Source organism: Streptosporangium sp. 'caverna', assembly GCF_003203775.1.
Classification (GTDB): Bacteria; Actinomycetota; Actinomycetes; order Streptosporangiales; family Streptosporangiaceae; genus Streptosporangium; species Streptosporangium subroseum.
In genome coordinates this window covers 8,174,824-8,199,621 of record NZ_CP029711.1, presented here as the reverse complement: position 1 = coordinate 8,199,621, position 24,798 = coordinate 8,174,824, and the positions used below count along the sequence as shown (strand labels likewise).

Annotated in this window: 24 protein-coding genes and 2 tRNA genes; 18 read left to right on the top strand and 8 right to left on the bottom strand. The window is 68.8% G+C overall.

The annotated features are described in order from the left end of the window. The first annotated feature begins 127 nt into the window (after positions 1–127). The 3 genes from proB to DKM19_RS35235 all read left to right on the top strand — a co-directional run bounded on the left by proB (position 128) and on the right by DKM19_RS35235 (position 4,643). Complete coding sequence (proB, locus tag DKM19_RS35245) at positions 128–1,252, top strand: glutamate 5-kinase (protein ID WP_204358379.1); 1,125 nt, start codon at positions 128–130, stop codon at positions 1,250–1,252. 17 nt (positions 1,253–1,269) lie between these two features. Further along, positions 1,270–2,559: a glutamate-5-semialdehyde dehydrogenase gene (locus DKM19_RS35240; RefSeq protein WP_110701785.1), complete on the top strand. Its 1,290-nt coding sequence runs from the start codon at positions 1,270–1,272 to the stop codon at positions 2,557–2,559. A 239-nt stretch (positions 2,560–2,798) separates the two neighbouring features. Beyond that, complete coding sequence (locus DKM19_RS35235) at positions 2,799–4,643, top strand: serine/threonine-protein kinase (protein ID WP_110701783.1); 1,845 nt, start codon at positions 2,799–2,801, stop codon at positions 4,641–4,643. Between the two features lie 347 nt (positions 4,644–4,990). Here DKM19_RS35235 and DKM19_RS35230 read toward each other — a convergent pair whose 3' ends face one another. Continuing rightward, on the bottom strand, positions 4,991–6,016 hold the full coding sequence (locus DKM19_RS35230) for a M48 family metallopeptidase (RefSeq protein ID WP_204358378.1): 1,026 nt from the start codon (positions 6,014–6,016) through the stop codon (positions 4,991–4,993). 74 nt (positions 6,017–6,090) lie between these two features. On the opposite strand from DKM19_RS35230, the gene nadD reads away from it, so the two are divergent. From nadD to DKM19_RS35210, 4 genes are all read left to right on the top strand, one after another. Beyond that, on the top strand, positions 6,091–6,711 hold the full coding sequence (nadD, locus tag DKM19_RS35225; RefSeq protein WP_110706215.1) for a nicotinate-nucleotide adenylyltransferase: 621 nt from the start codon (positions 6,091–6,093) through the stop codon (positions 6,709–6,711). Between the two features lie 441 nt (positions 6,712–7,152). After that, positions 7,153–7,569 carry a ribosome silencing factor gene (gene rsfS / locus DKM19_RS35220; RefSeq protein ID WP_110701781.1) on the top strand — a complete coding sequence of 139 codons (417 nt, stop codon included), beginning with the start codon at positions 7,153–7,155 and terminating at the stop codon, positions 7,567–7,569. After that, positions 7,566–8,198, top strand: a complete 633-nt coding sequence (locus tag DKM19_RS35215; protein ID WP_089207645.1) for a histidine phosphatase family protein — start codon at positions 7,566–7,568, stop codon at positions 8,196–8,198. The genes rsfS and DKM19_RS35215 overlap by 4 nt, the downstream gene beginning before the upstream one ends. Positions 8,199–8,323: 125 nt before the next feature. Beyond that, positions 8,324–8,396, top strand: a tRNA-Ala gene (locus DKM19_RS35210). Between the two features lie 531 nt (positions 8,397–8,927). Here the strand turns inward: DKM19_RS35210 and DKM19_RS35205 are convergent. Beyond that, positions 8,928–10,268 carry a HAMP domain-containing sensor histidine kinase gene (locus tag DKM19_RS35205; protein WP_110701779.1) on the bottom strand — a complete coding sequence of 447 codons (1,341 nt, stop codon included), beginning with the start codon at positions 10,266–10,268 and terminating at the stop codon, positions 8,928–8,930. Next, entirely contained in the window at positions 10,265–10,942 is a 678-nt protein-coding gene (locus DKM19_RS35200; RefSeq protein ID WP_110701777.1) for a response regulator transcription factor, read from the bottom strand. Before DKM19_RS35200 ends, DKM19_RS35205 begins: the two co-directional genes overlap by 4 nt. A 59-nt stretch (positions 10,943–11,001) precedes the next feature. Between DKM19_RS35200 and DKM19_RS50060 the strand changes: the two genes are divergently transcribed. After that, positions 11,002–11,700, top strand: coding sequence for a hypothetical protein (locus tag DKM19_RS50060; protein ID WP_162641997.1), 699 nt, complete (start codon positions 11,002–11,004; stop codon positions 11,698–11,700). 116 nt (positions 11,701–11,816) lie between these two features. On the opposite strand, the gene DKM19_RS35190 is transcribed toward DKM19_RS50060, so the two are convergent. Beyond that, positions 11,817–12,317 carry a DUF523 domain-containing protein gene (locus tag DKM19_RS35190; protein WP_110701772.1) on the bottom strand — a complete coding sequence of 167 codons (501 nt, stop codon included), beginning with the start codon at positions 12,315–12,317 and terminating at the stop codon, positions 11,817–11,819. Positions 12,318–12,403: 86 nt separating this feature from the next. Between DKM19_RS35190 and DKM19_RS35185 the strand changes: the two genes are divergently transcribed. The 7 genes from DKM19_RS35185 to DKM19_RS35155 all read left to right on the top strand — a co-directional run bounded on the left by DKM19_RS35185 (position 12,404) and on the right by DKM19_RS35155 (position 18,294). Continuing rightward, positions 12,404–12,766 carry a hypothetical protein gene (locus tag DKM19_RS35185; protein ID WP_110701770.1) on the top strand — a complete coding sequence of 121 codons (363 nt, stop codon included), beginning with the start codon at positions 12,404–12,406 and terminating at the stop codon, positions 12,764–12,766. Next, entirely contained in the window at positions 12,763–13,143 is a 381-nt protein-coding gene (locus DKM19_RS35180; protein ID WP_110701768.1) for a hypothetical protein, read from the top strand. The genes DKM19_RS35185 and DKM19_RS35180 overlap by 4 nt, the downstream gene beginning before the upstream one ends. A 61-nt stretch (positions 13,144–13,204) precedes the next feature. Next, entirely contained in the window at positions 13,205–13,888 is a 684-nt protein-coding gene (locus DKM19_RS35175; RefSeq protein ID WP_110701766.1) for an SRPBCC family protein, read from the top strand. Between the two features lie 328 nt (positions 13,889–14,216). Next, positions 14,217–15,386, top strand: a complete 1,170-nt coding sequence (locus tag DKM19_RS35170; RefSeq protein WP_239513748.1) for an MFS transporter — start codon at positions 14,217–14,219, stop codon at positions 15,384–15,386. Between the two features lie 234 nt (positions 15,387–15,620). Continuing rightward, a complete protein-coding gene (locus DKM19_RS35165) occupies positions 15,621–16,421 on the top strand; it encodes an SAM-dependent methyltransferase (RefSeq protein ID WP_110701762.1) in 801 nt (266 codons plus the stop codon). A 350-nt stretch (positions 16,422–16,771) separates the two neighbouring features. Then, positions 16,772–18,202, top strand: coding sequence for an MFS transporter (locus DKM19_RS35160; protein ID WP_204358377.1), 1,431 nt, complete (start codon positions 16,772–16,774; stop codon positions 18,200–18,202). A 19-nt stretch (positions 18,203–18,221) separates the two neighbouring features. Then, a tRNA-Ala gene (locus DKM19_RS35155) sits at positions 18,222–18,294 on the top strand. Between the two features lie 632 nt (positions 18,295–18,926). Here DKM19_RS35155 and DKM19_RS35150 read toward each other — a convergent pair. Further along, positions 18,927–19,430 carry a hypothetical protein gene (locus DKM19_RS35150; protein ID WP_110701760.1) on the bottom strand — a complete coding sequence of 168 codons (504 nt, stop codon included), beginning with the start codon at positions 19,428–19,430 and terminating at the stop codon, positions 18,927–18,929. A 180-nt stretch (positions 19,431–19,610) separates the two neighbouring features. On the opposite strand from DKM19_RS35150, the gene DKM19_RS35145 reads away from it, so the two are divergent. Then, positions 19,611–20,534 (top strand): diacylglycerol kinase family protein, encoded by a 924-nt coding sequence (locus DKM19_RS35145; protein WP_110701758.1) that lies wholly within the window; start codon positions 19,611–19,613, stop codon positions 20,532–20,534. 30 nt (positions 20,535–20,564) lie between these two features. Here the strand turns inward: DKM19_RS35145 and DKM19_RS35140 are convergent, their stop codons facing one another. Beyond that, positions 20,565–21,383 carry a MerR family transcriptional regulator gene (locus DKM19_RS35140; RefSeq protein WP_110701756.1) on the bottom strand — a complete coding sequence of 273 codons (819 nt, stop codon included), beginning with the start codon at positions 21,381–21,383 and terminating at the stop codon, positions 20,565–20,567. A 192-nt stretch (positions 21,384–21,575) separates the two neighbouring features. On the opposite strand from DKM19_RS35140, the gene DKM19_RS52630 reads away from it, so the two are divergent. Both DKM19_RS52630 and DKM19_RS35135 read left to right on the top strand, forming a co-directional pair. Beyond that, the gene (locus tag DKM19_RS52630; RefSeq protein ID WP_255415455.1) at positions 21,576–21,710 is read left to right on the top strand and encodes a hypothetical protein; all 135 of its coding nucleotides are present in this window, start codon (positions 21,576–21,578) and stop codon (positions 21,708–21,710) included. Next, positions 21,710–22,543, top strand: coding sequence for a hypothetical protein (locus DKM19_RS35135; RefSeq protein ID WP_110701754.1), 834 nt, complete (start codon positions 21,710–21,712; stop codon positions 22,541–22,543). The genes DKM19_RS52630 and DKM19_RS35135 overlap by 1 nt, the downstream gene beginning before the upstream one ends. An 89-nt stretch (positions 22,544–22,632) precedes the next feature. On the opposite strand, the gene DKM19_RS35130 is transcribed toward DKM19_RS35135, so the two are convergent. Beyond that, entirely contained in the window at positions 22,633–23,286 is a 654-nt protein-coding gene (locus tag DKM19_RS35130; RefSeq protein ID WP_110701753.1) for a hypothetical protein, read from the bottom strand. Between the two features lie 37 nt (positions 23,287–23,323). Continuing rightward, on the bottom strand, positions 23,324–24,709 hold the full coding sequence (locus DKM19_RS35125; protein ID WP_110701751.1) for a selenium-binding protein SBP56-related protein: 1,386 nt from the start codon (positions 24,707–24,709) through the stop codon (positions 23,324–23,326). Positions 24,710–24,798: the final 89 nt, after the last annotated feature.

Below are 24,798 nucleotides of genomic sequence, written 5' to 3'. Positions count from 1 at the left end.
GTCCGGACGGCCGGCGCGGACGGCCGTCCGGTACAACCGATTCGGGTGATCGTCTGGTAAGACCGGTCCGGGCGACCGGCCCGGACGGTCGGCTCCCTCCTGTGATCTCCTGCGAAAGGTGCGTGTTGTGGAGTCTGTGCGCGATGTGATTCGTACGGCTTCGCGCCTCGTCGTGAAGGTGGGCTCGTCTTCGCTCACGACCACGCAGGGGATGATCGACGTCGACCGGGTGGACGCCCTGGTCGACGTGCTCGCCACCCGGCGAAAGACCGGCACGCAGGTCGTGCTGGTCTCCTCCGGCGCGATCGCGGCCGGTCTCGGCCCGCTGGGCCTGTCCGCCCGGCCGCGTGACCTCGCCACCCAGCAGGCAGCGGCCTCGGTCGGCCAGGGCGTGCTGGTGGCCTGCTACACCTCCTCCTTCGCCCGGTACGGCCTGCGTGTCGGCCAGGTGCTGCTGACCGCCGACGACATGATGCGCCGCTCGCACCACGCCAACGCCCAGCGCACGCTGGCCCGGCTGCTGGAGCTCGGCATCGTCCCGGTGGTCAACGAGAACGACACCGTCGCCACCGACGAGATCCGCTTCGGGGACAACGACCGGCTCGCCGCGCTGGTCGCCCACCTGACCCGGGCCGACGCGCTGGTGCTCCTGTCCGACGTGGACGCCCTCTACGACGGAGATCCTCGCCGTCCCGGCGCCCGCAGGCTCGCGGACGTGCGCGGCCCCGAGGACCTCGTCGGGGTCGAGCTGGGCAAAGGCGGCGCGGTGGGCACCGGGGGGATGGTCACCAAGGTGCAGGCCGCCAAGATCGCGACCGGAGCGGGTGTGCCGGTGGTCCTGACCGCCGCCGCGCGTGCCGCCGAGGCCCTGGCGGGCACGGACGTCGGCACCTTCTTCCACCCCGACGGCCGCCACCCGGGCACCCGCCTGCTCTGGCTGGCCCACGCCACCACGGGCCGCGGCCGGCTCCACCTGGATCCCGGTGCCGTCGAGGCCGTGGTGGGCCGCCGTAAGTCGCTGCTGCCCGCCGGGGTCACCGCGGTCGAGGGTGACTTCGCGGCGGGGGACCCGGTCGACCTGTGCGGGCCGCTCGGCCGGGTGGTCGCCCGCGGCCTGGTCAACTTCGACGCGGGGGAGATCCCGGAGCTGCTCGGTCGTTCCACCCGGGAGCTGGCCGCCAGCCTGGGTCCGGAATATGAACGTGAGCTGATCCACCGTGACGACATCGTCATACTGGAGTCTCACAACTAGTTCTTTTGGAGCGCGAGATGTCCGAGGATTTCCTGAAGGTAGCCCTGGCGGCTAAAGAGGCCGCCGCCGAGCTGGCCCCGCTGCCGCGGGCGCCGAAGGACGCCGCGCTCCGTGCGATCGCCGACGCGCTCGTGGCCAGGTCCGGCGAGATCGTCACGGCCAACGCGCTCGACGTGGAGAAGGCCCGGGAGAACGGGATCTCCGAATACATGGTCGACCGGCTCCGGCTCGACGAAGCCCGCATCGGGGCCATCGCGGAGGCGGTCCGTCAGGTCGCGGACCTGCCCGACCCCGTCGGTGAGGTGATCCGGGGCAACACGCTCCCCAACGGGCTGGAGCTGCGCCAGCTCCGGGTCCCGCTCGGCGTGATCGGCATCATCTACGAGGGCCGCCCCAACGTGACCGTGGACGCCGCGGCGCTCTGCCTCAAGAGCGGCAACGCCACCCTGCTGCGCGGTTCGTCCAGCGCCTACGAGTCGAACACGGTCCTCGTCGCCATCATGCAGGACGCGCTGGCGGGCACCGAGGTCCCCGCGGGAGCCGTGCAGCTGGTTCCCGGCCTGACCCGCGACTCGGTGAAGGAGCTCATGCGGGCTCGCGGCCTGGTGGACGTGCTGATCCCGCGCGGCGGCGCCTCCCTGATCAACTCGGTGGTCGAGGAGTCCACGGTCCCGGTGATCGAGACCGGCGTGGGCAACTGCCACGTCTACGTCGACGCCGACGCGGATCAGGACCTCGCGATCGAGATTCTGATCAACTCCAAGGTTCAGCGGCCCTCGGTGTGCAACTCCGCGGAGACGTTCCTGGTGCACGCCGCCGTCGCCGACGACTTCGTGCCGCGCGCGCTCGCCGCGCTGGCGGCGGAGGGGGTGACGGTGCACGGTGACGCCCGTGTCGCCGCCTACGGCGCCGTGGTGCCCGCCGGTGAGGAGGACTTCCGCGTCGAATATCTCTCGCTGGACATCGCCGCCGCCGTGGTCGACTCGCTGGAGGACGCGGTCGCGCACATCAGGAAGTACGGTTCGGGCCACACCGACGCGATCGTCACGCGCTCGGTCAGCGCCTCCCGCAGGTTCGTCGCGCTGGTCGACTCCGCGGCCGTGGCGGTCAACGCCTCGACCAGGTTCACCGACGGCGGCGAGTTCGGCTTCGGCGCGGAGATCGGCATCTCCACCCAGAAGTTGCACGCGCGTGGTCCCATGGGCCTGCCCGAGCTGACCTCGACCAAGTGGGTCTACACCGGTGAGGGTCACCTGCGCACCGACGCGGGTACGGTCATCGCCTCGGGTGAGGCCGGCTCCAGGTAGGACATTCCGGCACGGGCCATCGGGGCGTCGAGCCGTCGGTCACGCCTGCCGTTCGCCGTCGGCCGGCCGAGCCGTGGCTGGAGAGCATCTTCCGGTGAGTACGGCGTGCCGACGGAAAATCGTCGCACTTGCCCGCTATGGTGTGGTCTCCTACGGCTGAAGAGCAGGGAAGCGAGCGAGAGCGAGCAACCCGGGAGGCGCAGCGGTCCTGGACCCATGTGGCCGACGCAGGAGGTCACATGGGTCGTCTGGGGCGCGTCGGCCCTTACACGTTGCTGGACCGCCTCGGCCGAGGCGGCATGGGCGAGGTATACCTGGCCTCAAGCAGGCGTGGTGAGAACGTCGCACTCAAGATGCTCCACGAGGTCGTCGACGCCGACTCGGAGGCCCGCATCCGGTTGGAGCGGGAGGTTCGCGCCCTCCGCCGGGTCGAGAGTCCCTATGTCGCCCGCGTCGTCGACGCCGACCTCGAGGGTGACCGGCCCTATCTGGTCATGGAGCACATCGAGGGAGACACCCTCCTGGAGCGCGTACGGCGCGACGGCCCGCTGGAGGGGGCCGGGCTGCTCACCCTGGCCCAGGGACTGGCCACAGCACTGTCGATCATTCACGCGGCCGGGGTCGTCCATCGCGACCTCAAGCCCGCCAACGTGCTGGTCAACGCGGAGGACGAGCCCGTCCTGATCGACTTCGGCATCGCCCACGTCCTGGACGCCACGCGGCTCACCCTGACCGGCACCTTTCTCGGCACCCCCAGCTACGCCGCTCCCGAGGTGTTCGCGGACGAGCTCGTGGGCGAGCCCGCCGACGTGCACGCCTGGGCGGCCACCGTGGCCTTCGCCGCGACGGGACGCCCCACGTTCGGCGGGGGCACGGTCGAGGCGCAGATGTACGCCATCCTCAACGGACTCGCCGACCTTGAGGGCATTCCCGCGGCCTTGCTGCCCCTGATCCGCGCTGCCCTCCACCGCGAGGCGGTCAAACGCCCTACGGCGGCTCTCCTCGCCGGCCGCATAGGCCGTCTCGCCCGTGCGGCCCCATCCGAGCCGGCGTCCTTCAAAGCGGTCAGGCCGGCTGCCGAGAAGGCCGACTCGAGCGCGGCGAAGAAGCCGGAGTCCCGATCCAAGCCGGGAGCCAAGGCCGAGGATCCCGCACGGGGCGGGCGCTCCGCGACCAAAACCGCCAAGACCGCCAAGCTGACGGAGCCCGCTCGTGGGCCGCGAGCGGCCACCGGAACGGATGAAGCCGCCGGGTCCGCCCGGGGAGCGCGTCCGGCGACCGGCGACGGCACGTCCCGTGGCGGACGACAGGTTCCCGCGGCCGGTGAGTCCTCGCGTTCCGGGCGATCGGGTTCCGCGACGGGCGAGTCCCCGCGTCCTGGGCGGCAGGGTTCCGCGGCGGGTGATCCATCTCGTGGCGGACGGTCCGGGGGCGCGTCGGGTGAGCCCTCCCGGCCTCGGGCGGCTTCCACGAGGACGGGGAGCAGAGCCGCAGGGAGGACGTCCAAAGGCGGGCAGGCCGACGGTGCGCAGGCGGTGGAGCTCGCGGCGGAGGGCAGGGCGGGGCCGTTGCCCGCGGGGAACGCGGCACTACTCCTATTGGCGGTGCTGGCCGTTCCCTGCGTGGTGGCCACGGTGATCTGGCCGCTGGCCACCTTCGCCGTCACCGGGTTGTTCGTCGTGCTGGCCCGCACGGTCTGGGCCGGGCACTGGCTGGTCAGGAAGCGCAAATCAGCCAGGGTCCGGGGCATGTTGCGCGTGGTGAACTTCCCCTTCACCTTCATAGGAGCGCTGCTGACCGCACTCGCCTGGCCGGGACTGCCCGCGGCGGGGCTCGCCGGCGCCACGCTGTGGCTGATCCTCGGCGGGTCGCTGCCGCCGGACTGGTGGCTGCGACCCGCTCCGGTCGCCGTCGCGGGCATCGTGTTCGGCGTCGTCTGCGGCGGGCTCATCGGCAGGGAGATCGAGCGGATCGGTTCTGAGATCCCCGAACTCCGCAAGGAGGGGCTGCGCGCGCTTGCCGTACTGGGTGGATTCGTCGCCCTGTGCTCCGCGGCCGTGCGCGCGATCGCCCTGCTGGTCTAGCTTCGAGGAAGTTCCTTTCCGCGCGTCGGCCAGAGGTCGCCGGCGTCTCTGAGCGGGCCCTTACCGAGCTGCGGGGATTGTCCGTGAGGAGGCATTGATCCCGGTGACTTCGGCGTGAGGTTCGCGTCGAAACCGTGGTAATCACTGGGCGTCCTGCCGGCGAATTCGGGCACTGGATTACCGAACGGCAGGTCAGCCGCCATGGGTTGAGGTTTCCGGGAGACGTTCGGACAATGGGTCGGCGCCGTCACGCACTGCGGCCGAGAACCGATATTTCCGTGTCATATATGACTTATGCGAGAAAGGGCCTGGGAGGCTGTCTCCCAGGCCCTTTGGTAAATTCTCGTTTAATTCCCATCGCGGCGGGAGAAGCGGTTGAAGATGCGCTCTCCGGCGTTGACGGCGCCCTCGGCCACGTCACGCAGGACGCCGATGAAGGGATCCTGGGACTGTGACCAGGATTCGCGGTAGGAGCGGGCGGCGGCCCTGACCTCCTCGGAGATCTTGGCGTCGGCGTCGTCGGTGCGGAGGGGGTAGTTGCCGGCGAGGATCGCCTCGTAGTCGCCGCTGCGGCGCCACTTGTCGAGCTCGGCGACCCGGGAGACCGCGAACGGGTGGGTGGTGCCGAGCAGGTTGAGGACCTTGAGGAAGCCGTCGCGGACGTCGCCCGCGGTGTCGTACTCGCGCGCCTGGTCGAGGAAGGCCTCGATGTTCATCTCGTGCAGGCGCGAGCCGCCGGCGAGCTTCATCAGCGAGCGCAGGGCCGCGTCGGGGTCCTGACCGCAGAGCAGGCCGCCGCGGTCGGCGGAGAGCTCGGACTTGCGGTGCCACTCCTCCAGTCCCGCCACGATCGCGCGCAGGCCGATGTAGCCGAGCGGGATCCAGGCCACGCGGGTGGCAAGGCGGGTGAGAATGTCCAGCATGGTGCGGTAGACGGCGTGGCCGGACAGGATGTGGGCGGTCTCGTGTCCGATGACGAAGCGCTGCTCCTCCTCGTCCATCAGGTCGAGCAGACCGGTGGTGACGACGATGAACGGGTCGTCGAAGCCGATCGCCTTCGCCTGCACCATCGGGTTCTGCTCGACGTAGACCTCGGGGATGCGGTGGAGGTCGAGCGTGTAGGCGGCGTCGCGGCCCATGTCGTGCAGGAGGCGGAACTGGGTATCGCTGGTGCGCACAGCGGAGGCAAGATAGATCAGGCGCAGTCGGCGCTCGCTGATCAGGCCGGACATCTGCTTGAGCACCGTGTCGAACCCGCTGAGCGTGCGCAGGGCGACCAGCGCGGACCGATCGGCGGGATGTTCGTAGGCGCGCGAGCTGATGCCGGGAAGCTGCACGCGGTTGCGATCCGGGGTGGTGGTCATGTCCGGCATGCTACGTCGGGCCCGCCTGCCATGCGCGGGGGGTGATTAAAAGCTGTGTGCGGCTTGAGCGTATGGTCCATTTCATGATGAACGCGCCTACCGATCAAGGACGGCGGCGTCTGGGCGTTATGGGCGGAACCTTCGACCCGATCCACCACGGTCACCTGGTGGCGGCCAGTGAGGTCGCGCACCATTTCGACCTCGACGAGGTGGTTTTCGTGCCGACCGGACGCCCATGGCAAAAGGCCGACAAAACGGTCTCTGCGCCTGAGGATCGCTACCTGATGACGGTCATCGCGACCGCGTCCAACCCGCGCTTCTCGGTGAGCCGGGTTGATATCGACCGTCCCGGCCCGACCTTCACCATCGACACCCTGCGGGAGATCTCCAGCGACTGGGGGCCGGACGTCGACCTGTTCTTCATCACCGGCGCCGACGCCCTCGCTCAGATCCTGAGCTGGCGTGACGTCGACGAACTCTTCACCACCGCGCACTTCGTCGGTGCCACCAGGCCCGGCCACCTCCTGCAGGACCCCGGCCTGCCGGAGGGCAAGGTCAGTCTTGTGGAGATCCCGGCGCTGTCCATCTCGTCCTCGGAATGCCGGGAAAGAGTGGCTTCGGGCCAACCCATCTGGTACCTCGTGCCCGACGGCATCGTCCAGTACATCAACAAGCGCGGTCTCTACCAGAAAAAGGGCGACTGACCAGCACATACGTCGTTCACCCCCTGCTCCGGCCGCAACCGTTCCTCGCGTGTCCGCTCCGAGGCGCCGTCCCGGGAGGGGCGAGTGGTGGGCGGCAGGCTCCGAAGATCGGTCCGCCAATCGCGGGCCCCGGAGACAGTGGCCGAAGAGGTCACGCGACCATGAAAAACCACCGAGATCAACGAAAAACGGTGGAATCCGGAAACGTGCTCTGACCAGCCATAGCGCGCGTACGCCCTGATTGAGGCGTTATCATTCGCACTACATCAACAAACGTGGTCTGTACCGCGAGGTGCGCCCCTGATCGGCCGTCAATTCGTTTGCGGCACGGAATCGGGTGGCGCACGATGGGCGTTGTCCCGAGGACGGCTCTTCAAGAAGCACAGAATCGGGCACCCTGATAGGTGACAGCGCCGACTAGCAGGAGGACTGACCCACACCGTGACCGCAACCGAAAGATCCGTTCAGCTCGTCAGGCTCGCCGCCGAGGCGGCGGCCGACAAACTGGCCGATGACATCCTCGCCTATGACGTGAGCGACCAGCTCGTCATCACCGACGCGTTCGTGCTCTGCTCCGCCACCAACGACCGTCAGATCCACGCCATCGTCGACGAGATCGAGGACCGCCTGCGGATCGAGGCCGATGCCAAGCCGGTCCGCCGCGAGGGAGAGCGCGAAGGGCGCTGGGTCCTCCTGGACTACATCGACATCGTCGTGCACGTCCAGCACGAGGAGGACCGCACCTTCTACGCGCTTGAGCGCCTGTGGAAGGACTGCCCCTCCATCGCCCTGCCCGACAGCGTCACCCAGGTCGCCGCCCAGCGCGCCCGCGAGGCGGTAACCGAGGTAACTGAGTGAGTCGTCGTGTCGTCTGCCTGAGGCATGGCCAGACGCTGTGGAACGTCGAACACCGTTTCCAGGGCCACTCCGACATCCCGCTGGACGAGACAGGCGTCGCGCAGGCGGCCCGCGCGGCCTCGCTGCTCGCCGCACTCCGTCCCAGCATGATCGTCTCCTCCGACCTCCAGCGGGCCTTCGAGACCGCCGGGGCACTGGGCCGCATCACCGGCCTGGACGTCTCCGTGGACAAAGACCTGCGCGAGCGCGGTGGCGGTCAGTGGGAGGGCCTCACCCGCGATGAGATCTTCGCCGGCTGGCCTCGCGAGTTCGCCGCCTGGGAGGCGCCGGGCGGCGAGCAGGTCACCGACGTCGCCGAAAGGGTGTCGTCGTCGATCCGCCGCTGGGCGGCGGAGCTCGACTCCGACGGCCTGCTGGTGGTCGCCTCCCACGGGGCGGCGATCCGGCTCGGCATCGCCAGACTGATGAACCTGCCGCAGGAGCTCTGGCCCGCTCTCGGCGGTCTGGGAAACTGCTCCTGGTCGGTGCTGGAGGAAGCTCGTAAGGGCTGGCGCCTGCTTGAGCACAACGCCGGCACCCTGCCTGAACCGGTCCGGAGCGACGACAGCCCCGAGACCACGGAAGAGTGATCTCGAGGCACGGCTTGCGCCCGAAAATGGCGGGCGCGAGCCGTACCGTCGTCGATTAGGTGAACTCGCGGGTGTCCTTATATGCTTCCGGAGCGCCGCGACGAGAAGACTCGGAGCGGTGACCAGGGGCTATGGCGCAGCTGGTAGCGCGCCTCCATGGCATGGAGGAGGTCTGGGGTTCGAATCCCCATAGCTCCACTTGTGGCTGGGGTCTGCTGTTCGCAAGCGAGAGCTTGCTCGCGGCGGGCCCCTTCGTCGTTTACACGGGGGGACGACCCCCCGAGCCCCCCGGTGCGGGGGCTCTGCCCCCGCGGCCCCCGGTGTCTCGCTTCGCTCGCCGCTCGGGACCTGGCCTCGCTTCGCTTGGGCCCGATGTGTGGCCTCGCTTCGCTCGGGATCCGGGACGGGCCTCGCTTCGCTCGCCGCTCGGGACCTGGCCTCGCTTCGCTTGGGCCGACGCGGGGCCTCGCTTCGCTCGGGATCCGGGACATGGCCTCGCTTCGCTTGGGCCCGACGCGGGGTCTCGCTTCGCTCGGGTCTGGGGTGGTGCCTTGCTTCGCTCACTGTCTGGGACGGGCCTCGCTTCGCTTGGGCCCGACGCAGGGCCGGGACATGGCCTCGTTGCTCGGATCCGGGATGCGGCCTCGTTTAGCTCGGGGGTGTTCCCCATTGTGAAACTCGGGGGCGTTTCCGTTGTGAAATACGTCGTGGAAGGCGCAGACGGGGTCCTCAGCGGGTCGCCTTTTTACGAGACCAGCGGTTGCCGACCAGTCGCCGGGTCGCGCGCGGCGTGGGGTCGCGCTGGTCGGTGCGGAACCAGAGCTGCACCCTGGCGCCTCCGAGGGAGGACGCGTCGATCCTCATCGCGCCGCCGGAGGACTCGGCGAGCTGGCGGGCGATGTCCAGGCCGAGTCCGGTGGACCCCGAGCCGCTGGCCCCCCGCCGCAGTGCCGTCTCGGGGTCGGAGATCCCGGGGCCCGCGTCGGCGATCAGCATGCCGACGGTGCCGGAGCCCTGATGCAGGGTCACCGTGAACGCCGTCCCCTCCGGGGTGTGCCGGAAGACGTTGCCGAGCAGGGCGTCGACCACCGCGTTGAGCTCGCCGGCCGCGACCGGGACCCGGATGGGCGTGGACGCGCCGATCAGCTCCCACGGGCGCTGCTGGTCCTCCGCCAGGGCGGACCAGAAGGTCAACCGCTCGCGCAGCACCTGGGCGGCGTCGCAGTAGACGAACTTCGGCGCTCGGGAGGGACGCCGGGCCGCGGCGATGATCTCGTCCACCTCCGACTCCAACCGGCTCAGGGACCTGCGGCTCTGCTCGGCCTCGGGCCCCAGGTGGTCCAGGCTCAGCCTGAGCGCGGTCAGAGGTGTGCGCAGGCGGTGCGACAGGTCGGCGGCCATCTCCCGCTCCGCGGCCAGCAACTGGACCACCCGGTCGGCCATGGTGTTGAACGCCTCCCCTGCGGCGACCAGTTCGGGTGGGCCCTCGGGCTCGATGCGGACGCTGAGGTCCCCGGCGCCCAGGGCGCTCGCCGCCCGGCCGAGGCGCCGGGCCGAGCGCACCACCCGCACCCCCAGCCGGTCGCCGACCAGCACCGAGCCCACGACCAGCACCGTCGCGACCCCGGTCAGCACCGCCCACGACGTGGCGACGCCCCGGCTGAGGTCGCTCGAGGGCACGAAGATCTCGATGACCACGGTCCGGTCTCCGTCCAGGGCGACCGGGCGCAGCAGGAGGTAGCCGGTGCTCGTCTCCGAGGTGATGGCCCGGGTCAGCCGGGAGACCGCCGCCACGGTCTCCGCGTCGGCCCTGACCCTGCCCACCGAGCCGCCGCCGGGCAGGTGGACCGCGATCCGGTCCCGTGCTCCCGTGCTGAGCACCGCGTGGGTCAGCCGGGCCGGGTCCACGGTGATGGCCAGCACCGGGACCAGCGCGGAGGCCTGCCGTTCGGCCTCGGCCATGGCCCGGCCGTGAGCGATCTCCCTGACGATGAGCCCGAGGGGGATCAGGAAGGCCAGGGCGACCATCGACGTCGCGGCGACGGCGAGCAGGGCCAGGGTCCGTCTCATGACGGGGTGACCAACATGACGCCGACGCCGCGCACGGTGTGCAGGTAGCGGGGCGCGGACGCGCTCTCGCCGAGCTTGCGCCGCAGCCACGACAGGTGGACGTCGATCGTCTGGTCGTCGCCGTAGGACTGCTGCCACACCTCGGTGAGCAGTTCCTTGCGGGAGATGACCCGGTCGGCGCGGGCGGCGAGGTAGGCGAGCAGGTCGAACTCGCGCCGGGTCAGGGTGAGCGGCGCACCGTCCACGGCGGCCTCACGCCGGTTCAGGTCCACCTCGAGCTTGCCGATGCACAGCACCGGCGGCGGGGTCGTGCTCCGGGCCCGGCGCAGTACGGCGTCCAGCCGGGCGTTCAGATGATCGCCGGAGAACGGTTTGACCAGGTAGTCGTCCGCTCCGGCCTGGAGCAGGCGGACGATCTCCGCTTCGTTGTCCCTGGCGGTGGCCACGATGACCGGGACGCTGGAGATGCTGCGGACCATCTTCAGCACCTCGGCCCCGTCCAGGTCGGGCAGACCGAGATCGAGGATCACCGCATCGGGAGGATCCTGAGTGATCTCCCGTAACGCATCGAGAGCACGCCCCGCGCTGCGCACGGCGTGTTGGCGCCTGCTCAGCTCCTGAATGATCGCGGAGCGTACATACTCGTCGTCTTCCACCACGAGAACCGTCGCCATGCGACGTAACCGTAGTGAACATTGAGACATATTGAGACACAGAGGTAATAATTCACCGCATGCGCCAAACGCTTGGTTTCATCGCGGTGTGGTGCGGAGCCACCGTCCTGGCGATCTCGGTCGCCTGGTTCGGCGTTCGTGACGTGCTGCGCAGTCAGGTCTTCGACGACGTGAAGATCGAACCGATCAGCGCGGCGCTCACCGGGGTCAGGAACGCGCCGCTTCCGCAGGGGGCGCCGACGGGACCGCTGGCCCTCGGCACGCCGAGCACGTCGGCCACCTCGTCGGACAGGCGGAGCCCGACCCCTCGTGCCACGCCGACCTCATCCGCCCGGAACACGGCCCAGCCGCAGCCGGTTCGCTCTCCGGCGAAGACCGCCCCGGCGCCGGTTCGCACGCGGAGCTCCAAGACCCCCGGCCCTGCCCGGACCCGGGCGACCTCCGTTCCCAGGGCGGTCGCGTCGCCTTCGGCGTCTTCGACCCCCCGCGCGACCCGGTCGTCCGCGGCGCCCAAACCGGAGAACCAGGCGGCGGCCTCGAACGAGAACGTGCGGGTCGTGAATGTGAAGGGCGGCTCGGTCTCGTTTGTCATAGAAGACGGAGCGTGCCGACTGATCACCGCCGCCCCCAACGCGGGCTACACGGCCCAGGTGTCGCAGAACGCCGGTTGGATCCGGGTGGATCTCGTCCAGGGGGCGCACGGCTCGTCGGTCTTCTGCATCGGCGGGGAGAACCGGACCGATCTCTGGGAGTACTAGCCCCGCATTCCGCACGTGGCCCCGATCGGCCCGGGACGATCACTCACGGCGTTGGATGAGATATAGCCGCTGACCTGCAACGATGCGGTGCCTGCGGAAAACGGGACCGGCGGGGTTCAGCGGGCTCCGCCGAGCTCGCGCAGCCGTACTCCGGCGTCGGTGATGTGCTCCTCGTTGAACACCGTGATGCCGTGCAGCTCGAGAAGGGCGGTGGTGACGCCGATGCCGGGCATGCGATGGCCACGGAAGGTTCCGTCGTAGACGGTCAGGCTGCCGCAGGAGGGGCTGCCCTCCTTCAGGATCGCCACCTTCACGTCGAAAGACCGGGCGACGGCGAGCGCCGATCGGGCCCCGGCCAGGAAAGCCTCGGTGACGTCGGCCCCTCCGGTCGTCAGCACCCGGGCCGTCCCCGCGAGCACGGCCGCGCCCCCGGCGCCGTCCTCGATCTCGGCGGCCGGGCGGGGGACGGGCAGCCCGCCCTCGACCTCCGGGCAGAACGGGATGAGACGCCCCTCCTGTCGCCAGGTGGCCAGCAGCGCGTCGCCGCTCGCCTTGGCGGCTCCGTCGTAACGGACCTTCCGCCCCATCAGGCAGGCGCTGACCAGGATCCTCTCCACGGGTTCAGACTACGTGCCGCGAGGATGAGGGCGAGGAGGGCGGGCAGTACCCTGCTGCTCATGTTCTCTGATCCACTGATGTCTCCATGATCGGCCCGCTCGCGACAGGCCTGATCGTGCTGTCGCTGGTGATCGCACTGGTCAGTCTCCTGACCAGCATGCGGAACAGGGCGATGGGCACCGTGCTCCTCGTCGGGCTCGGGGTGCTGGAGCTCGGCCTGCTCGTCCAGGCGGGGTTCGTGATCGCCGGGATGGTCCGGGGAGAGGGACCGGACGAGACCGCCACCCTCATCGGCTATGTCGCGGGCTCCCTGGTGATCCCGCCGGTGGCCGTGTTCTGGGGGGTCGGCGAGCGCTCGCGCTGGGGCCCGGCCGTGATCGCGGTGGCGGGTTTCGCGATCCCTGGAATGATCGGGCGCATGTTGCAGATCTGGCAGGGGGCGGTATGAGCGAGCCGGCGATCGGAGCGGGGCCGGGGCGTGCGCTGGTCGCGGTCTACGGGGTGTTCGCCCTCGCGGCCGGGTCCCGCGCGGCCGTCCAGATCGCGACGAAGTTCGGGGAGGCCCCGCTGGCCTACTCGCTGTCGGCGTTCGCCGCCGTCGTTTACATCGTTCTCACCGTGGCGCTGGTCAGGGGGAACCGGACGCTGGCGCTGGCCGCCTGCGGCGTCGAGCTGGCCGGGGTCCTCATCATCGGGACGCTGAGCATGGTGGACTCCGAGGCTTTTCCGCGCGCCACGGTCTGGTCCGGTTACGGCAGTGGTTATCTGTTCATTCCCCTGGTTCTGCCACTCCTTGGCCTTTACTGGCTTTTGCGCCGCAGGTAGTTAGGCCCGGATCTCCTCGGGCAGGCATGCTTCGCGAACCCGCGAAAAGGGAGGCATGACTGTGAGCACGATCGAAGAGTCCGTCGATGTGAATGTCCCGATCCGGACTGCATACAACCAATGGACCCAGTTTGAGAGCTTTCCTGAGTTCATGGAGGGCGTCGAGTCGATCAAGCAGTTGAGCGACACTCGTACGGCGTGGGTCGTCGAGATCGCGGGAGTCCGCCGCGACTTCGAAGCCGAGATCACCGAGCAGCACCCCGACGAGCGAGTGGCCTGGAAGTCGGTGGACGGGCCGCACCAGGCCGGCGTGGTGACGTTCCACCACCTCACTCCCGACTCCACCCGCGTCACGCTCCAGCTGGAGTACGACCCGGAGGGCTTCATCGAGACCGTCGGAGACTGGCTGCAGATCGTCCGCATGCGGATCCGCGGCGACCTGGAGCGCTTCAAGACCTTCATCGAGGCTCACGGCGGCGAGACCGGCGCATGGCGCGGAGAGGTGCCCGGCCCGCACGAGCGGGGCGAGGGCCCGGTCGATGAGGTACCGGGCGGAAGCCGGGGCCTGGACGAGCGTCCCGGCACCGGAGGCGGTTACGGTTTCGATGAGCCCGCGCCTCCGCGCACGGTGGGCCAGGAGTATCCGCCGGAGTCCGCGCTTCCCCCGCCCGGCAGCGGTCCGCTGCCGCCGGCCGGCAGGCGCCCGGGGGAGGAACTGCCTCCCACTCCGGGGCCGCGCCTCTGACACCCGCGTCCGGCGCCCCACGCCCTGACACCCGCGTCCGGCGCCTGCCCCTGAGGTCCGTGCGCTGGTCATCCGGGTGCCCGACGTCCTCGGCTGAAGTATGAGAGAACCGGGTCACGCCCTGTAAGGCAGGGGGCGGCCCGGTTTTCACGTTGTCAGGGGTTTGCAGTGATCAGGAACAAAGTGACGTTTCGGTCCTGTTAGGGTCAAGGTCGGCCAATCATCCTACGATTGGATGACCTATCGATGGAGGACTGAGCCCCGTATGAGCGTGCTAACCCATGAGACAAGGGGCCGCACCGGTGGATCCGCTGGATCTCTCGCCTGGTTGCTCGTACTGGGAATCGTCCTCGCCGCACTGAACCTGCGCACCGCGGTCACCAGCGTTGGACCGGTCCTCAACCACATCTCGTCCGGTCTCGGCATGTCCGGGGTCGGGGTCGGGCTGCTCACCACCCTCCCCGTGCTCATCTTCGCCACGGTCGGCGCGGTGACCCCGGCACTGTCCAGGAAGATCGGGGAGCACCGGCTGCTGCTGCTCGCCCTGGTCGTCCTCGGCGCCGGCCTGCTGATCCGCTCGATGGTGGCCTCGGCCGAGATCTTCCTGTACAGCAGTGCCCTGGCGCTGTCCGGCGGCGCGGTGGGCAACGTGCTCATCCCCAGCCTGATCAAGCGCCACTTCCCGGCTCGGACCGGGACCATGACCACCGTTTACACCACCGCCCTCGCGGTCGGCACGATGCTCGCGGCCGCCGCGACCGTGCCGATCGAGCGGGCCGCCGACGGCAACTGGCATGTTGCCCTCGGGGTGTGGGCGGCGCTGGCCGCTGTCGCCGCCATTCCGTGGCTTGCGCTGTCGCGCAGTGAGCCGGAGCGGGACAGCGCAAGCGGGGGACTGCTCGGTCCCCGGACACTTATCCGGAGCAAGCTGGCCTGGTCGGTCGCCGCGTACTTCGGCACGCAGAGCATGGTCGCCTACATCATGTTCGGCTTCCTGCCCAAGATTCTCATCGACGGTGGCTACACCACCGGGCAGGCCGGGCTGGTGCTGGGCGTCTTCACCGCGATCGGTATCCCGGTCTCGCTGGTCGTGCCCTGGATCTCGTCCAAGTTCTCCGACCAACTGCCCATGGTGGTCGCGTTCGTGGCCTTCTACACGGTCGGCTTCCTCGGGCTCTGGCTCGCGCCCGCCTCCCTGGCCTGGATCTTCGCGCTCCTGGTCGGCGTGGGGATGGGATCGTTCCCGCTCGCGCTGACCATGCTCGCCCTGCGCACCCGCACCCCCGAGGCGACGGCCGCGCTGTCCGCCTTCGGGCAGAGCACCGGATACCTCATCGCGGGTGCCGGGCCGCTGCTCATCGGCGTGCTGTACGAGTCGACCGGCAACTGGACGCTGCCGTTCCTGCTCCTGCTCGCCGTGATCGCCGTGCAGCTGGTGGCCGGATGGTACGCGGGTCGTTCCCGCTACCTGGAAGACGAACGGATCCTCGCGGGCTGACATCTCCCTTCACGCCGGTACGGCTTGCGCCCATTCGGGGGCGGCGCAAACCGTACCGGCGTGAAAGGGCTTCGCGGGTGGCACCGGAAGGTCACGGAAGGCCTCGCCGGATCCCGCTCGGCGTTCGGGGGAGTTCGGGGGAGAAAGCCGTTATCGGGGAAATCGGGAGTATTTTCTGCTGATCAGTCGGCTTATGATCGCGATTGAGTGGGCGATCATCGGCAGGGAGCGACTGTGACCGAAGAAACAGCACCTCAGGGCGTCGACCCGCATATCCCGAACGCGGCGCGAATGTACGACTACTACCTCGGCGGCAAAACCAACTTCGCCGCCGACCGCGTGGTCGGCGACATGGTGCTCAGCGTGGCGCCGGAGATGCACGAGGTCGCGCGGCAGGGACGTGAGCTCATCGCCCGCGTCGTGCGGCATCTGGTCGGCGAGATGGGAATCCGTCAGATCATCGATATCGGCTCCGGCCTGCCGACCCAGGAGAACGTGCACGAGATCGCTCACCGGTTCGCCCCGGACACCCGCGTGGTCTACGTCGACCACGACGAGGTCGTCTGCGCCCACGGTCGCGCGATCCTCGTCGAGCCGGAAAAAGTGATCATGATCCAGGGAGACCTGCGGACGCCCCGGGAGATCATCGATTCGCCCGAGGTCCGTGCGCTCATCGACTTCCGCGAGCCGGTCGCGGTGCTGATGATGTTCCTGCTCCACCTCGTCCCGGACGAGGACGGGCCTCAGGAGATCGTCGCCGCCTACAGGGCCGCTCTCCCGGCCGGCAGCTATCTGGCCATCTCGCACGCGGGCACCGATGCCCGCCCCGAAACCATGGCCCGCATTTCGGCGATCTACGAGCGGGCGAACTCGCCGTTCGTGCCCAGGGGCCGTGAGGCGATCGCCGGCTTCTTCGGCGACTTCGAGATGGTCGGCCCCGGCCTGGTCAACTTCTGGCCGCTCGTCGAACCGCCCGAGTCCGTGAGCCCGGAACTGGCGAGCATGGGATACAGCGGGGTCGGCAGGAAGCTCTGACCCCCGGCCGGCGCCGGATTCCTCGGGCGAAGACGCGTGGTCCGGCCGGTGGAGAGCTGTGCCGGCACCCCGGCCGGACGGGTCCGGTCATTTCCGATCCCGGACGCATCGCCCCCCGACAGAAGCGGCCGTATCTCCTGGACGACGTCTCCTGGACGACGCCTTCCGCGTCCGCCAGGGCGGCCGGGATCCGTTGGGCGAGTCACGGGGTCCTTCGAAACGTTCGATGATCATGGGATCGTAGAAATATCCCGACTCCCTTGGCGTGACATGCCCCACCGAAAAGTGATTTTCGGCCAGGATCTACCATTCGATTGCCAAGATCAGCAGCAAGCAGCAAAGGGGGGACCGTGACAGACGTCACCGTCGTCGAGCCGAGCACCGAGCAACAGGGCAGGCAGCTCTGGCTGACCCTGCTGGCGCTCTCCATGGCGGGGATGGTCGTCTCTGTCCAGCAGACCGTGGTGATCCCGCTGCTGCCCCGGCTCATGGCCACCTTCGGGGTGTCGGTCTCCGAGGTCACCTGGGTCTTCACCGCCTCGCTGCTCGCGGCCGCGGTGGCCACGCCGCTGCTGTCCCGCCTCGGTGACATGTACGGCAAGAAGCGAATGATCCTGTTCACCGTCGGGCTGCTCGTTCTGGGCTCGGTGGTCTGCGCCCTGTCCGGATCCCTCCCGGTACTGATCGCCGGACGAGCCCTCCAGGGAGCCTCGTCGGCACTGATCCCGCTGGCCATCGGCATGATCAGGGACAGCTTCCCTCGCACCCGGGTCATGATGGCCATCGGTGTGGTCAGCGCCACGATGGGCGTCGGCGGCAGCCTCGGCATGATCGTCACTGGTCTCATCGCCGACCTGACCCCCAGCCACCACCCCGTCTTCTGGATCACCGCCGCGATCGGCGTGATCGCGATGGCGCTCATCGCGGTGAGCACCCGCGAGAGCGGAAACCGCGCCGGTGGGCGCCCCGACTTCATCGGCGCCGTGCTGCTGTCGGCCTGGCTCATCTGCCTGATGCTGGGGCTCTCCAAGGGCAATGACTGGGGCTGGGGCTCCGGGCGTGTCCTGGGGCTCTTCGCGGCCGCGGCGGTGTGCTGCGCGGTGTGGGTGTTCAGCCAGCTGCGGCTCCGGGCGCCGATGGTACGGCTCCAGCTGCTCGTCGGCCGCTACTCCCTACAGGCGAACCTGGCGTCCATGCTGCTGGGCTTCGCGATGTTCGGCTCGTTCGCCCTGGTCTCCAGCTTCATCCAGACCCCGTCGTCCGCCGGATACGGCTTCGGTGGATCCGTCCTCGACGTCGGCCTCTACGCCCTGCCCAGCACGGTGACCATGCTGGGCGCGTCCTTCATGGCCGGCCGCCTGTCCACCCGCCTCGGCCCGGCCTACTCCCTCGCCCTCGGCGCGGCCCTGTGCGCGGGCGGGTTCGGCTGGTTCACCCTCTTCAACGACTCGGTTCTCCATCTCATCGGCTCCAACGCCCTGCAGGGACTGGGCTTCGGAGTCGGCTTCGCGGCGCTGGGGGCGCTGGCCGTACAGCATGTGCCGATGGATCAGAGCGGTATCGCCAGCGGCATCAACTCCCTGGTCCGCTCCATCGGCGGCAGCGTCTCCGGCGCGGCCACCGCGGCCCTTCTCACCTCGATCACCATCGCGGGAACCTCCATCCCCTCCCGCCGCGCCTACGTCCTGTCCTTCGCGATCATCACCGCGAGCGCCGTGGGCTCCGCCGTGGTCGCTCTTGTCTCCGGAATGATGGCGCGGGAGGTGCCCGGAGTCGGTTAAGATTTGATCTGCACCGCAAGGGGCTATGGCGCAGCTGGTAGCGCGCCTCCATGGCATGGAGGAGGTCTGGGGTTCGAATCCCCATAGCTCCACTTGTGGCTGGGGTCTGCTGTTCGCAAGCGAGAGCTTGCTCGCGGCGGGCCCCTTCGTCGTTTACACGGGGGGACGACCCCCCGGGCCCCCCGGTGCGGGGGCTCTGCCCCCGCGGCCCCCGGTGTCTCGCTTCGCTCGCCGCTCGGACGGGCCTCGCTTCGCTTAGGCCGACGTGTGGCCTCGCTTCGCTCGGGATCCGGGACATGGCCTCGCTTCGCTTAGGCTGACGCGGGGCCTCGACTTCACCCGGGATCCAGGACGTGGCCTCTCGCTTCGCTCGGGGCCGGGGCGTGCCTCGCTTCGCTTGGGCACAGGACGGGGCTTCGCTTCGCTCGCCGTTCAGGATGGGCCTCGCTTCGCTTGGGCCCGACGTGTGGTCTCGCTTCGCTCGGAGCATGGAACGGTGCGGTGCAACGGGGGGCCTCGCCTCGCTCGGTTCAGAGCGTGGTGGGGCAAGGGGTCTCTGGTCGGCCTCATGATTTGGCCGGAGACATCCGGTGTGCTTCTCGCACCTTGACGGTTTTTATGAGTCGTCGGCTCTGTGTTCCTGAACCCCGCTTGGTCTGGGGCGATTGCCCGTGAAGTTGGCGTTTTGGCCGACGATGATGCGGCATGCGCGGAAGACAGGGAGTTAATCGTCGGATGCGACGATCAGGGAGAGCGACCCCCCGTGCTGGTCGATGAGCACCAGTTCGTGGAACTCGCCGAGGATCCAGCCCAGGCGGTCGTCACGGGCCGCTTCGTCGAGTTCCTTCAACCGGTAACAGGAAGTGGCCGTCCGGATCAGCTGGAGGACCTCGTTCTCCAGGTCCTGGGCCACCGTTTCGGACGGCTCCCTGTACTTCTCGGCCCACGTGCGGATCGTGGCGAAGGCGGTGGCCTGGTCGATGCCCTCGAAGGCCGTGGCCGAGAGCGCGTCAAGACGGTAGGGGCCGTGCACGGACGACCCGGTGTCCTTCCAGGAGTCCGAGCCCAGGTAGTCGTCGCGGTACATCTCATGTGAAATCAGCGTGGTGAGCAACTGCTCGTCATCCTCCGGCCGCGCGCACACCTGGAAGTGCTTCACATCCACCCATCGGTCAGTCCTGTCCTTGAAGGTGACAAAGGTGGCCGAGTCGAATGCCAGTTGCTCCATGGCAGCGACGATAGTGACTCATGGGACCGGTGAATCCGTGAAATGTCAGGAACACCACCAAGGGTCGGTATGCCTGGAGACCCGCGCGGGTAAGGCCGGGCGTTTGCCGATCCGGCACGGGGGCAGCCGTTGACGATATTCAACACGGTATTCAACACGGTGCTAAACGGGAGGGCCTACATGCTGCGGCAGAAGCAGAGCGTCGGCACGGTCGCGGTAATCGCCCATCAGAAGAAGTCGCTCGGGGGCGGACTCGACGAGTTGCGCAGGCTCCTAGCCGACGAAGGAGTCGGGAAGCTGCTCTGGTACGAGGTGCCCAAGAGCAAGAAGGCGCCCAAGCAGGTGCGCAAGGCGCTCAAGGAAAGCCCCGAGCTGGTCCTGGTGTGGGGCGGAGACGGCATGGTGCAGCGTTGCGTGGACGCGCTCGCGGGCTCCGGCGTGACCGTGGGCGTCATCCCCGCCGGAACGGCCAACCTCTTCGCGCAGAACCTCGGCATTCCCGAGGACCTGCCCGAGGCCGTCCGCATCGCCTTCCACGGCGAGAGCCGGAAGCTGGACCTGGGCATGGTCAACGGGGAGCACTTCGCCGTCATGGCGGGGGTCGGCTTCGACGCCGAAATGATCAAGGATGCCGACCGCGGGCTGAAGGACAAGCTGGGCCGGGCGGCCTACGTCTGGACCGGACTGCGGCATGTCCGGGGTGAGCTCGTGCAGATGGAGGTCAAGATCGACGGGGTGAAGTGGTTCGAGGGGGAGGCGAGCTGCCTGCTGCTGGGCAACGTGGGCACCATCACCGGCGGCATCGAGGCCTTCGACGACGCGCGTCCCGACGACGGGTGGCTGGAGATCGGCGTGACCACGGCGAAGGGACCCATCCAGTGGGCTCGCGTGCTCGGCAGGATGAGCGCCGGGCGGTCCGACGAGTCGCCCTTCGTCCGGATGACCCGGGCCCGCAAGATCACCGTCAAGCTCGGCACCCCGATGACCTATGAGCTGGATGGCGGCGCCAAGGGCGTCGTCACCGAGCTCAAGGCCAAGGTGGTCCCCTGTGGCATCACCATCCGAGTCCCCGTCCAGAAGCCCGCCGACCCTGACGAGTCGTGACCGGCGCCGGACGCTGCAGATGGCGGGCGACTACGCGGTCGTGACCGTCATCTGCAGCTCGGTCACCCACTTCTCGTGGTCCTCCGGGCAGTCGATGGAGACCTCACGGGCCAGCCCGACGCCGCGATAACCGTGCTCGTCGATCCAGTGGGCCAGGGTCTGGAACGTCGGGCCCACCTGCTCCATCGAGCCGCGGTGGATGATCGTGGCGGCCGACTCGATCTCCGGCAGGTCCACGATCGCGAAGTCGTGGTCGTCGCTCGTCTCCGCGGCGACCTGCATCCCCGCATGGATGATCACCCGGCCATCGGCCTCGGGCTCGTAACAGGCGATGCCGTAGCCGGTGATCTCCACCCCGGCGTTCTCGATTCTCCGGCACAGCTCGGTGAAGAGCGGCTGGATGACGGGGCCGATGTCCTCACCGTCGTAGCTCGCCGCGACGGCGGTGAGCTCCGCCACGCGCGTCGGGGGGATCCGCTTGAGAAGAACCTCTTCGGTGTACATGTGACCTTCCTTTGCGATGGTCTTGAGCCGTACCTCCACCCGGAGCAGCCGCGCCGTGTCCGCCGCGATCCGTTCCTCCAGCTCGGCGCGGCGTAACCGCACCATCCCGTAGAGCTCGGCCGTGTCGATCCGCCCGTCCAGGATCGAGCTGACCTGGTGCAGGGTGAAGCCGAGATCCTTCAGGGCGATGACGCGGTTGAGCCGCGCCAGCTGGTCGGCCTGATAGAAGCGGTAGCCGCTGGTCGGGTCGACGTGGGCGGGCTGGAGCAGGCCGATCGCGTCGTAGTGGCGCAACATGCGCACCGACACGCGGCCGAGCTGGGCGAACTCTCCGATGCTGAACATTGTGCTTCCGGGTAGACGTTGGAGGATTGCGCTTTCAGGTATAGAGGCTGACACCGTGTCAGGAGCAACCCCCCGTCCCCGAGGTGGACGACCGATCGTCCGGCGGCCGTGACGAATCGTTGACGGGCACTGAAGGTACGAATAGGTTTCCCGAATACCGACTGGTCGGTATTGCTGCTGAAGGGAGCTTCCATGCGGGTGCACGACAGGGTCGTTGTGATGACCGGGGCCGCCGGGATCGGACCGGCGATGGCCCTGCGCTACGCGTCCGGGGTGACGGCGGCGGGCATCGACGAGATCCGTTCCGTCGATTGCCGGGAGGCGTGATGACCGACATTCAGCTTGCCCGCCAGTCCTGGCGTCGGCTGGAGCCCGTCCACGGAATGATCTATTTCGTGCCCGAGGCCACCGAGCGCTACACCGCGCTCGGCCTGGATTTCCACGCCGGCTACTTCGCCTCCCGCGGAGCGGCCTTCGGGACCGCCTCCGCGGAACTGGTCATCGCGACCTTCTATAACTTCTGCCCCGCCGTGGTACGGCAGGCGCTTCCTGCGGCCTGGAAGGTCGTGACACCGGAGAAGGTGATCGAGGCTCGCCTGGACGCGGCCGACGCGGCCCTGCGCCGGGCCGGCATTCACGAGATCGAGGTCCTTGCCGAGACGACGGCGCTGGCCAGGCGCGCCGCAGAGAAGGCGTGCGAGCAGCCTCAGGGCCGGCCGTTGTTCGCCGCGCACGCCGCGCTGCAGTGGCCTTCGGAGCCGCTGCTACAGCTCTGGCACGCCCAGACCCTGCTGCGTGAGTTCCGGGGGGACGGACATGTGGCGGCCCTGCTGAGCGAAGGGGTCGGCCCCCTGGACGCGCTGATCCTGCACGGCGCGACCGGGCACGTCCCCGTGATCTTCCTGAAGGCGAGCCGGGGCTGGCCGGAGGAGGAGTGGGTCGCGGCGGAGGAAAGGCTGCGGGAGCGCGGGCTGCTGGTCGGCGACGAGCTCACCGAGCAGGGACAGGCGCTCAGGCAGCGGATCGAGGACCGTACCGACGAGCTGGCCCTGCCCGCCTATGCCGCGCTCTCCGACGACGAGCTCGCCCGGCTGGCCGAGCTGGCCCGGATCTTCGGCCGAGCCGTGGTGGACGCGGGACTGCTCAGCATCGCCTCCTGATCCGTCCTGAGGTTCGTCTGACGTGCCTCTGTCCTGACCTGCGCCGTTCTCATCGGGGCGGGTCAGGGCATCGCGGCTTCCGGGCGTTCTCAGGTGAAAGCGGCGAAGACGCCCGCGCCGATGAGGGCCACGGCCCAGGCGAAGTCGAGATTGAACCACGCCTTGCGGAGCACCGCGACGCCCAGCCGCTCGTAGACGAGCAGTGCCAGGACGGTGGTCGCCGCGAGCATGGCCAGCGTATGGATGCCCGTCGCGAGCAGGCTCTGCGAGGCCAGTGCGGCGACGTCGTGTCCGCCGGGGGCGCCGGGGACGTTGTGGGTGCTGTGTCCCATGTGACCCTCGTGCTCGCTGTGCAGGGCGACCGGGAGCACCATCAGACCGGCGCCGTGGGCGGTGGCGATCAGGAACGACCATCCGGCCAGTTGCCACCTCGTCACCTTCATGCCGACCCAGCGGGGATGGCGTCGCCGTACCAGGCGCCAGACACCGAACCCGCACACCAGAGCCGCCACGCCGTACGAGATGGCCTTGGGCGGCGCGGCCAGGCTCGCTGCCGACACCAGCCCGAGCGTGACCAGCACCGAGGCCGCGTGGCCGAGCACGATGGGCGGCAGCGCACGGAGCACGCCGTTGCGGGAGTGCTCCTGCAAGCCGAGGGCGACCGCGAAGAGCCAGCCCATGGCCGGGTTCAGACCGTGAAAGGCGCCGAGCCCGGCCAGGATCAGCGCGGAGGTCAGGTCCATCGCACCCTCTCCGGCAGAACCGTGGAGGCGAACCGGATCATGAGAAGCAGTATGAGTCGGAGGAGGAGTCGCCACCCTGCAGGCGAATCTGATGGGCGCGGCGGCCATCGGCGGCGAAGTCGACGAAAAAGTCCGGATCCAGGGAGATGGAGCCGTCGTCGGCGATGTCGACCTTGGCCATCCAGCCGGAGATGCCGTCGGGATAGAAGACGTCGTCCCAGGAGCGGTAGAGCGAGTTGGTGAAATAGACCCGCCGCCCGTCCCGGCTGGCCTCGACCATCTGAGGTCCCCCGTTCAGTGCCCGACCGTCGGCGGCGGGGTGGGAGTCACGCCGGGCGATGCCGCCGATCCTGACCGAGCCTGTCTCGCGCGGGGCGAAGGGATCGGAGACGTCATAAGCCTTGAGCTCGCCCGTCCCCCAGCAGGAGACCAGCAGGATCCGGTCGTCGAGGGTCAGCGATATGTCACCGACCAGGGGTGGCACCGCACCGAACTGCTTGAGCGGTTCGGGCAGCAGATCGGCCTCGGCCGGCTCCGCGGGGATAGTGATGATCTTGCGGGCCTTCCAGACCTCGCCTTCCAGATACCAGGTGAAGATGTTGGCGGACAGGTCCTCGACGTTGATCACGGTGTTGACGAAGCCGTAGGTCTTGTTCGGGTCATGGGCGGGGCGGAGCTCCAGGGCCATCTGGTGCTGGTCGCCCAGGTCGATTTCCTGGAGGTGCCTGCGCTTGGACAGGTCCCAGACGTGCAACCGGTGGCCGTATTTCCGGCCGACCAGCTCCTCCAGTGAAGGCCCGGCCTCTATCTGGTTCGGTGTGCCCCACTCGCTGGTGACCATCCTGTCGTGGCCGAGATGCCACCAGAAGTCGTAGTGCAGTTCCTGAGGCCCTCTGTCGGCCTCCCAGCGCCCCTTGGGCTCGAAGGTGTCATGGTCGAGCGTGAACACCCCGCCCGGTGCGTCGCCGTCCACGTTGCCGAGTGCGCTGACGTAGATCGCGTCGGTGCCGCAGTGGACGGTGTGCGGGCGGCTGTAACCGGTCTTCTTGAAGATCGTCTCTGGCTCGATCGTCTTGACGAGCTTGGGATGCCAGGGATCGTCCTTGACGTCGAAAACGTAGATCCTGCTCGACCGCAGGCCGGGAAGGATGAGGTAACGCCGCTCCACATGCGGATGCGGGGCGTACGGGCACAGGGCCGCGCTGCACACGTTCCATCCGAAGTGATGCAGCTCGTCCCCGGGGACGGACATGTCGTGCACGCTGACGATTGACCCGTCCGACAGGTCGATCGTGGCGAGCGCGTCCGGCCGGCCTTCGCCGGCGGTGTCGAGCAGGGCTACGTAGGCGACCTCTTCCCGCGGGGCCAGCATGGCCTCGCGGGCGGACGGGTAGAAGGTGGGGTCGGGCTGGATGAGCGCCATGGTGGACTCCTAAGCCGAAACCAGTATCCCTACTAACATTGTGGGAAAACTCTCTGTTGTCCAGTGGGCTGGATTGCGTAATCGCCTGC

Bases quoted from the DNA above. Each gene is read 5' to 3' on its own strand.
- DKM19_RS35205 (WP_110701779.1), bottom strand. From the start codon at position 10,268: ATGAGACGGACCCTGGCCCTGCTCGCCGTCGCCGCGACGTCGATGGTC.
- DKM19_RS35135 (WP_110701754.1), top strand. From the start codon at position 21,710: ATGACCGACATTCAGCTTGCCCGCCAGTCCTGGCGTCGGCTGGAGCCC.
- DKM19_RS35235 (WP_110701783.1), top strand. From the start codon at position 2,799: ATGGGTCGTCTGGGGCGCGTCGGCCCTTACACGTTGCTGGACCGCCTC.
- DKM19_RS35200 (WP_110701777.1), bottom strand. From the start codon at position 10,942: ATGGCGACGGTTCTCGTGGTGGAAGACGACGAGTATGTACGCTCCGCG.
- DKM19_RS35180 (WP_110701768.1), top strand. From the start codon at position 12,763: ATGAGCGAGCCGGCGATCGGAGCGGGGCCGGGGCGTGCGCTGGTCGCG.
- DKM19_RS35130 (WP_110701753.1), bottom strand. From the start codon at position 23,286: ATGGACCTGACCTCCGCGCTGATCCTGGCCGGGCTCGGCGCCTTTCAC.
- DKM19_RS35185 (WP_110701770.1), top strand. From the start codon at position 12,404: ATGATCGGCCCGCTCGCGACAGGCCTGATCGTGCTGTCGCTGGTGATC.
- DKM19_RS35240 (WP_110701785.1), top strand. From the start codon at position 1,270: ATGTCCGAGGATTTCCTGAAGGTAGCCCTGGCGGCTAAAGAGGCCGCC.
- DKM19_RS35140 (WP_110701756.1), bottom strand. From the start codon at position 21,383: ATGTTCAGCATCGGAGAGTTCGCCCAGCTCGGCCGCGTGTCGGTGCGC.
- nadD (WP_110706215.1), top strand. From the start codon at position 6,091: ATGATGAACGCGCCTACCGATCAAGGACGGCGGCGTCTGGGCGTTATG.
- DKM19_RS35230 (WP_204358378.1), bottom strand. From the start codon at position 6,016: ATGCCGGACATGACCACCACCCCGGATCGCAACCGCGTGCAGCTTCCC.
- DKM19_RS35150 (WP_110701760.1), bottom strand. From the start codon at position 19,430: ATGGAGCAACTGGCATTCGACTCGGCCACCTTTGTCACCTTCAAGGAC.
- DKM19_RS52630 (WP_255415455.1), top strand. From the start codon at position 21,576: ATGCGGGTGCACGACAGGGTCGTTGTGATGACCGGGGCCGCCGGGATC.
- DKM19_RS35145 (WP_110701758.1), top strand. From the start codon at position 19,611: ATGCTGCGGCAGAAGCAGAGCGTCGGCACGGTCGCGGTAATCGCCCAT.
- DKM19_RS35125 (WP_110701751.1), bottom strand. From the start codon at position 24,709: ATGGCGCTCATCCAGCCCGACCCCACCTTCTACCCGTCCGCCCGCGAG.
- DKM19_RS50060 (WP_162641997.1), top strand. From the start codon at position 11,002: ATGCGCCAAACGCTTGGTTTCATCGCGGTGTGGTGCGGAGCCACCGTC.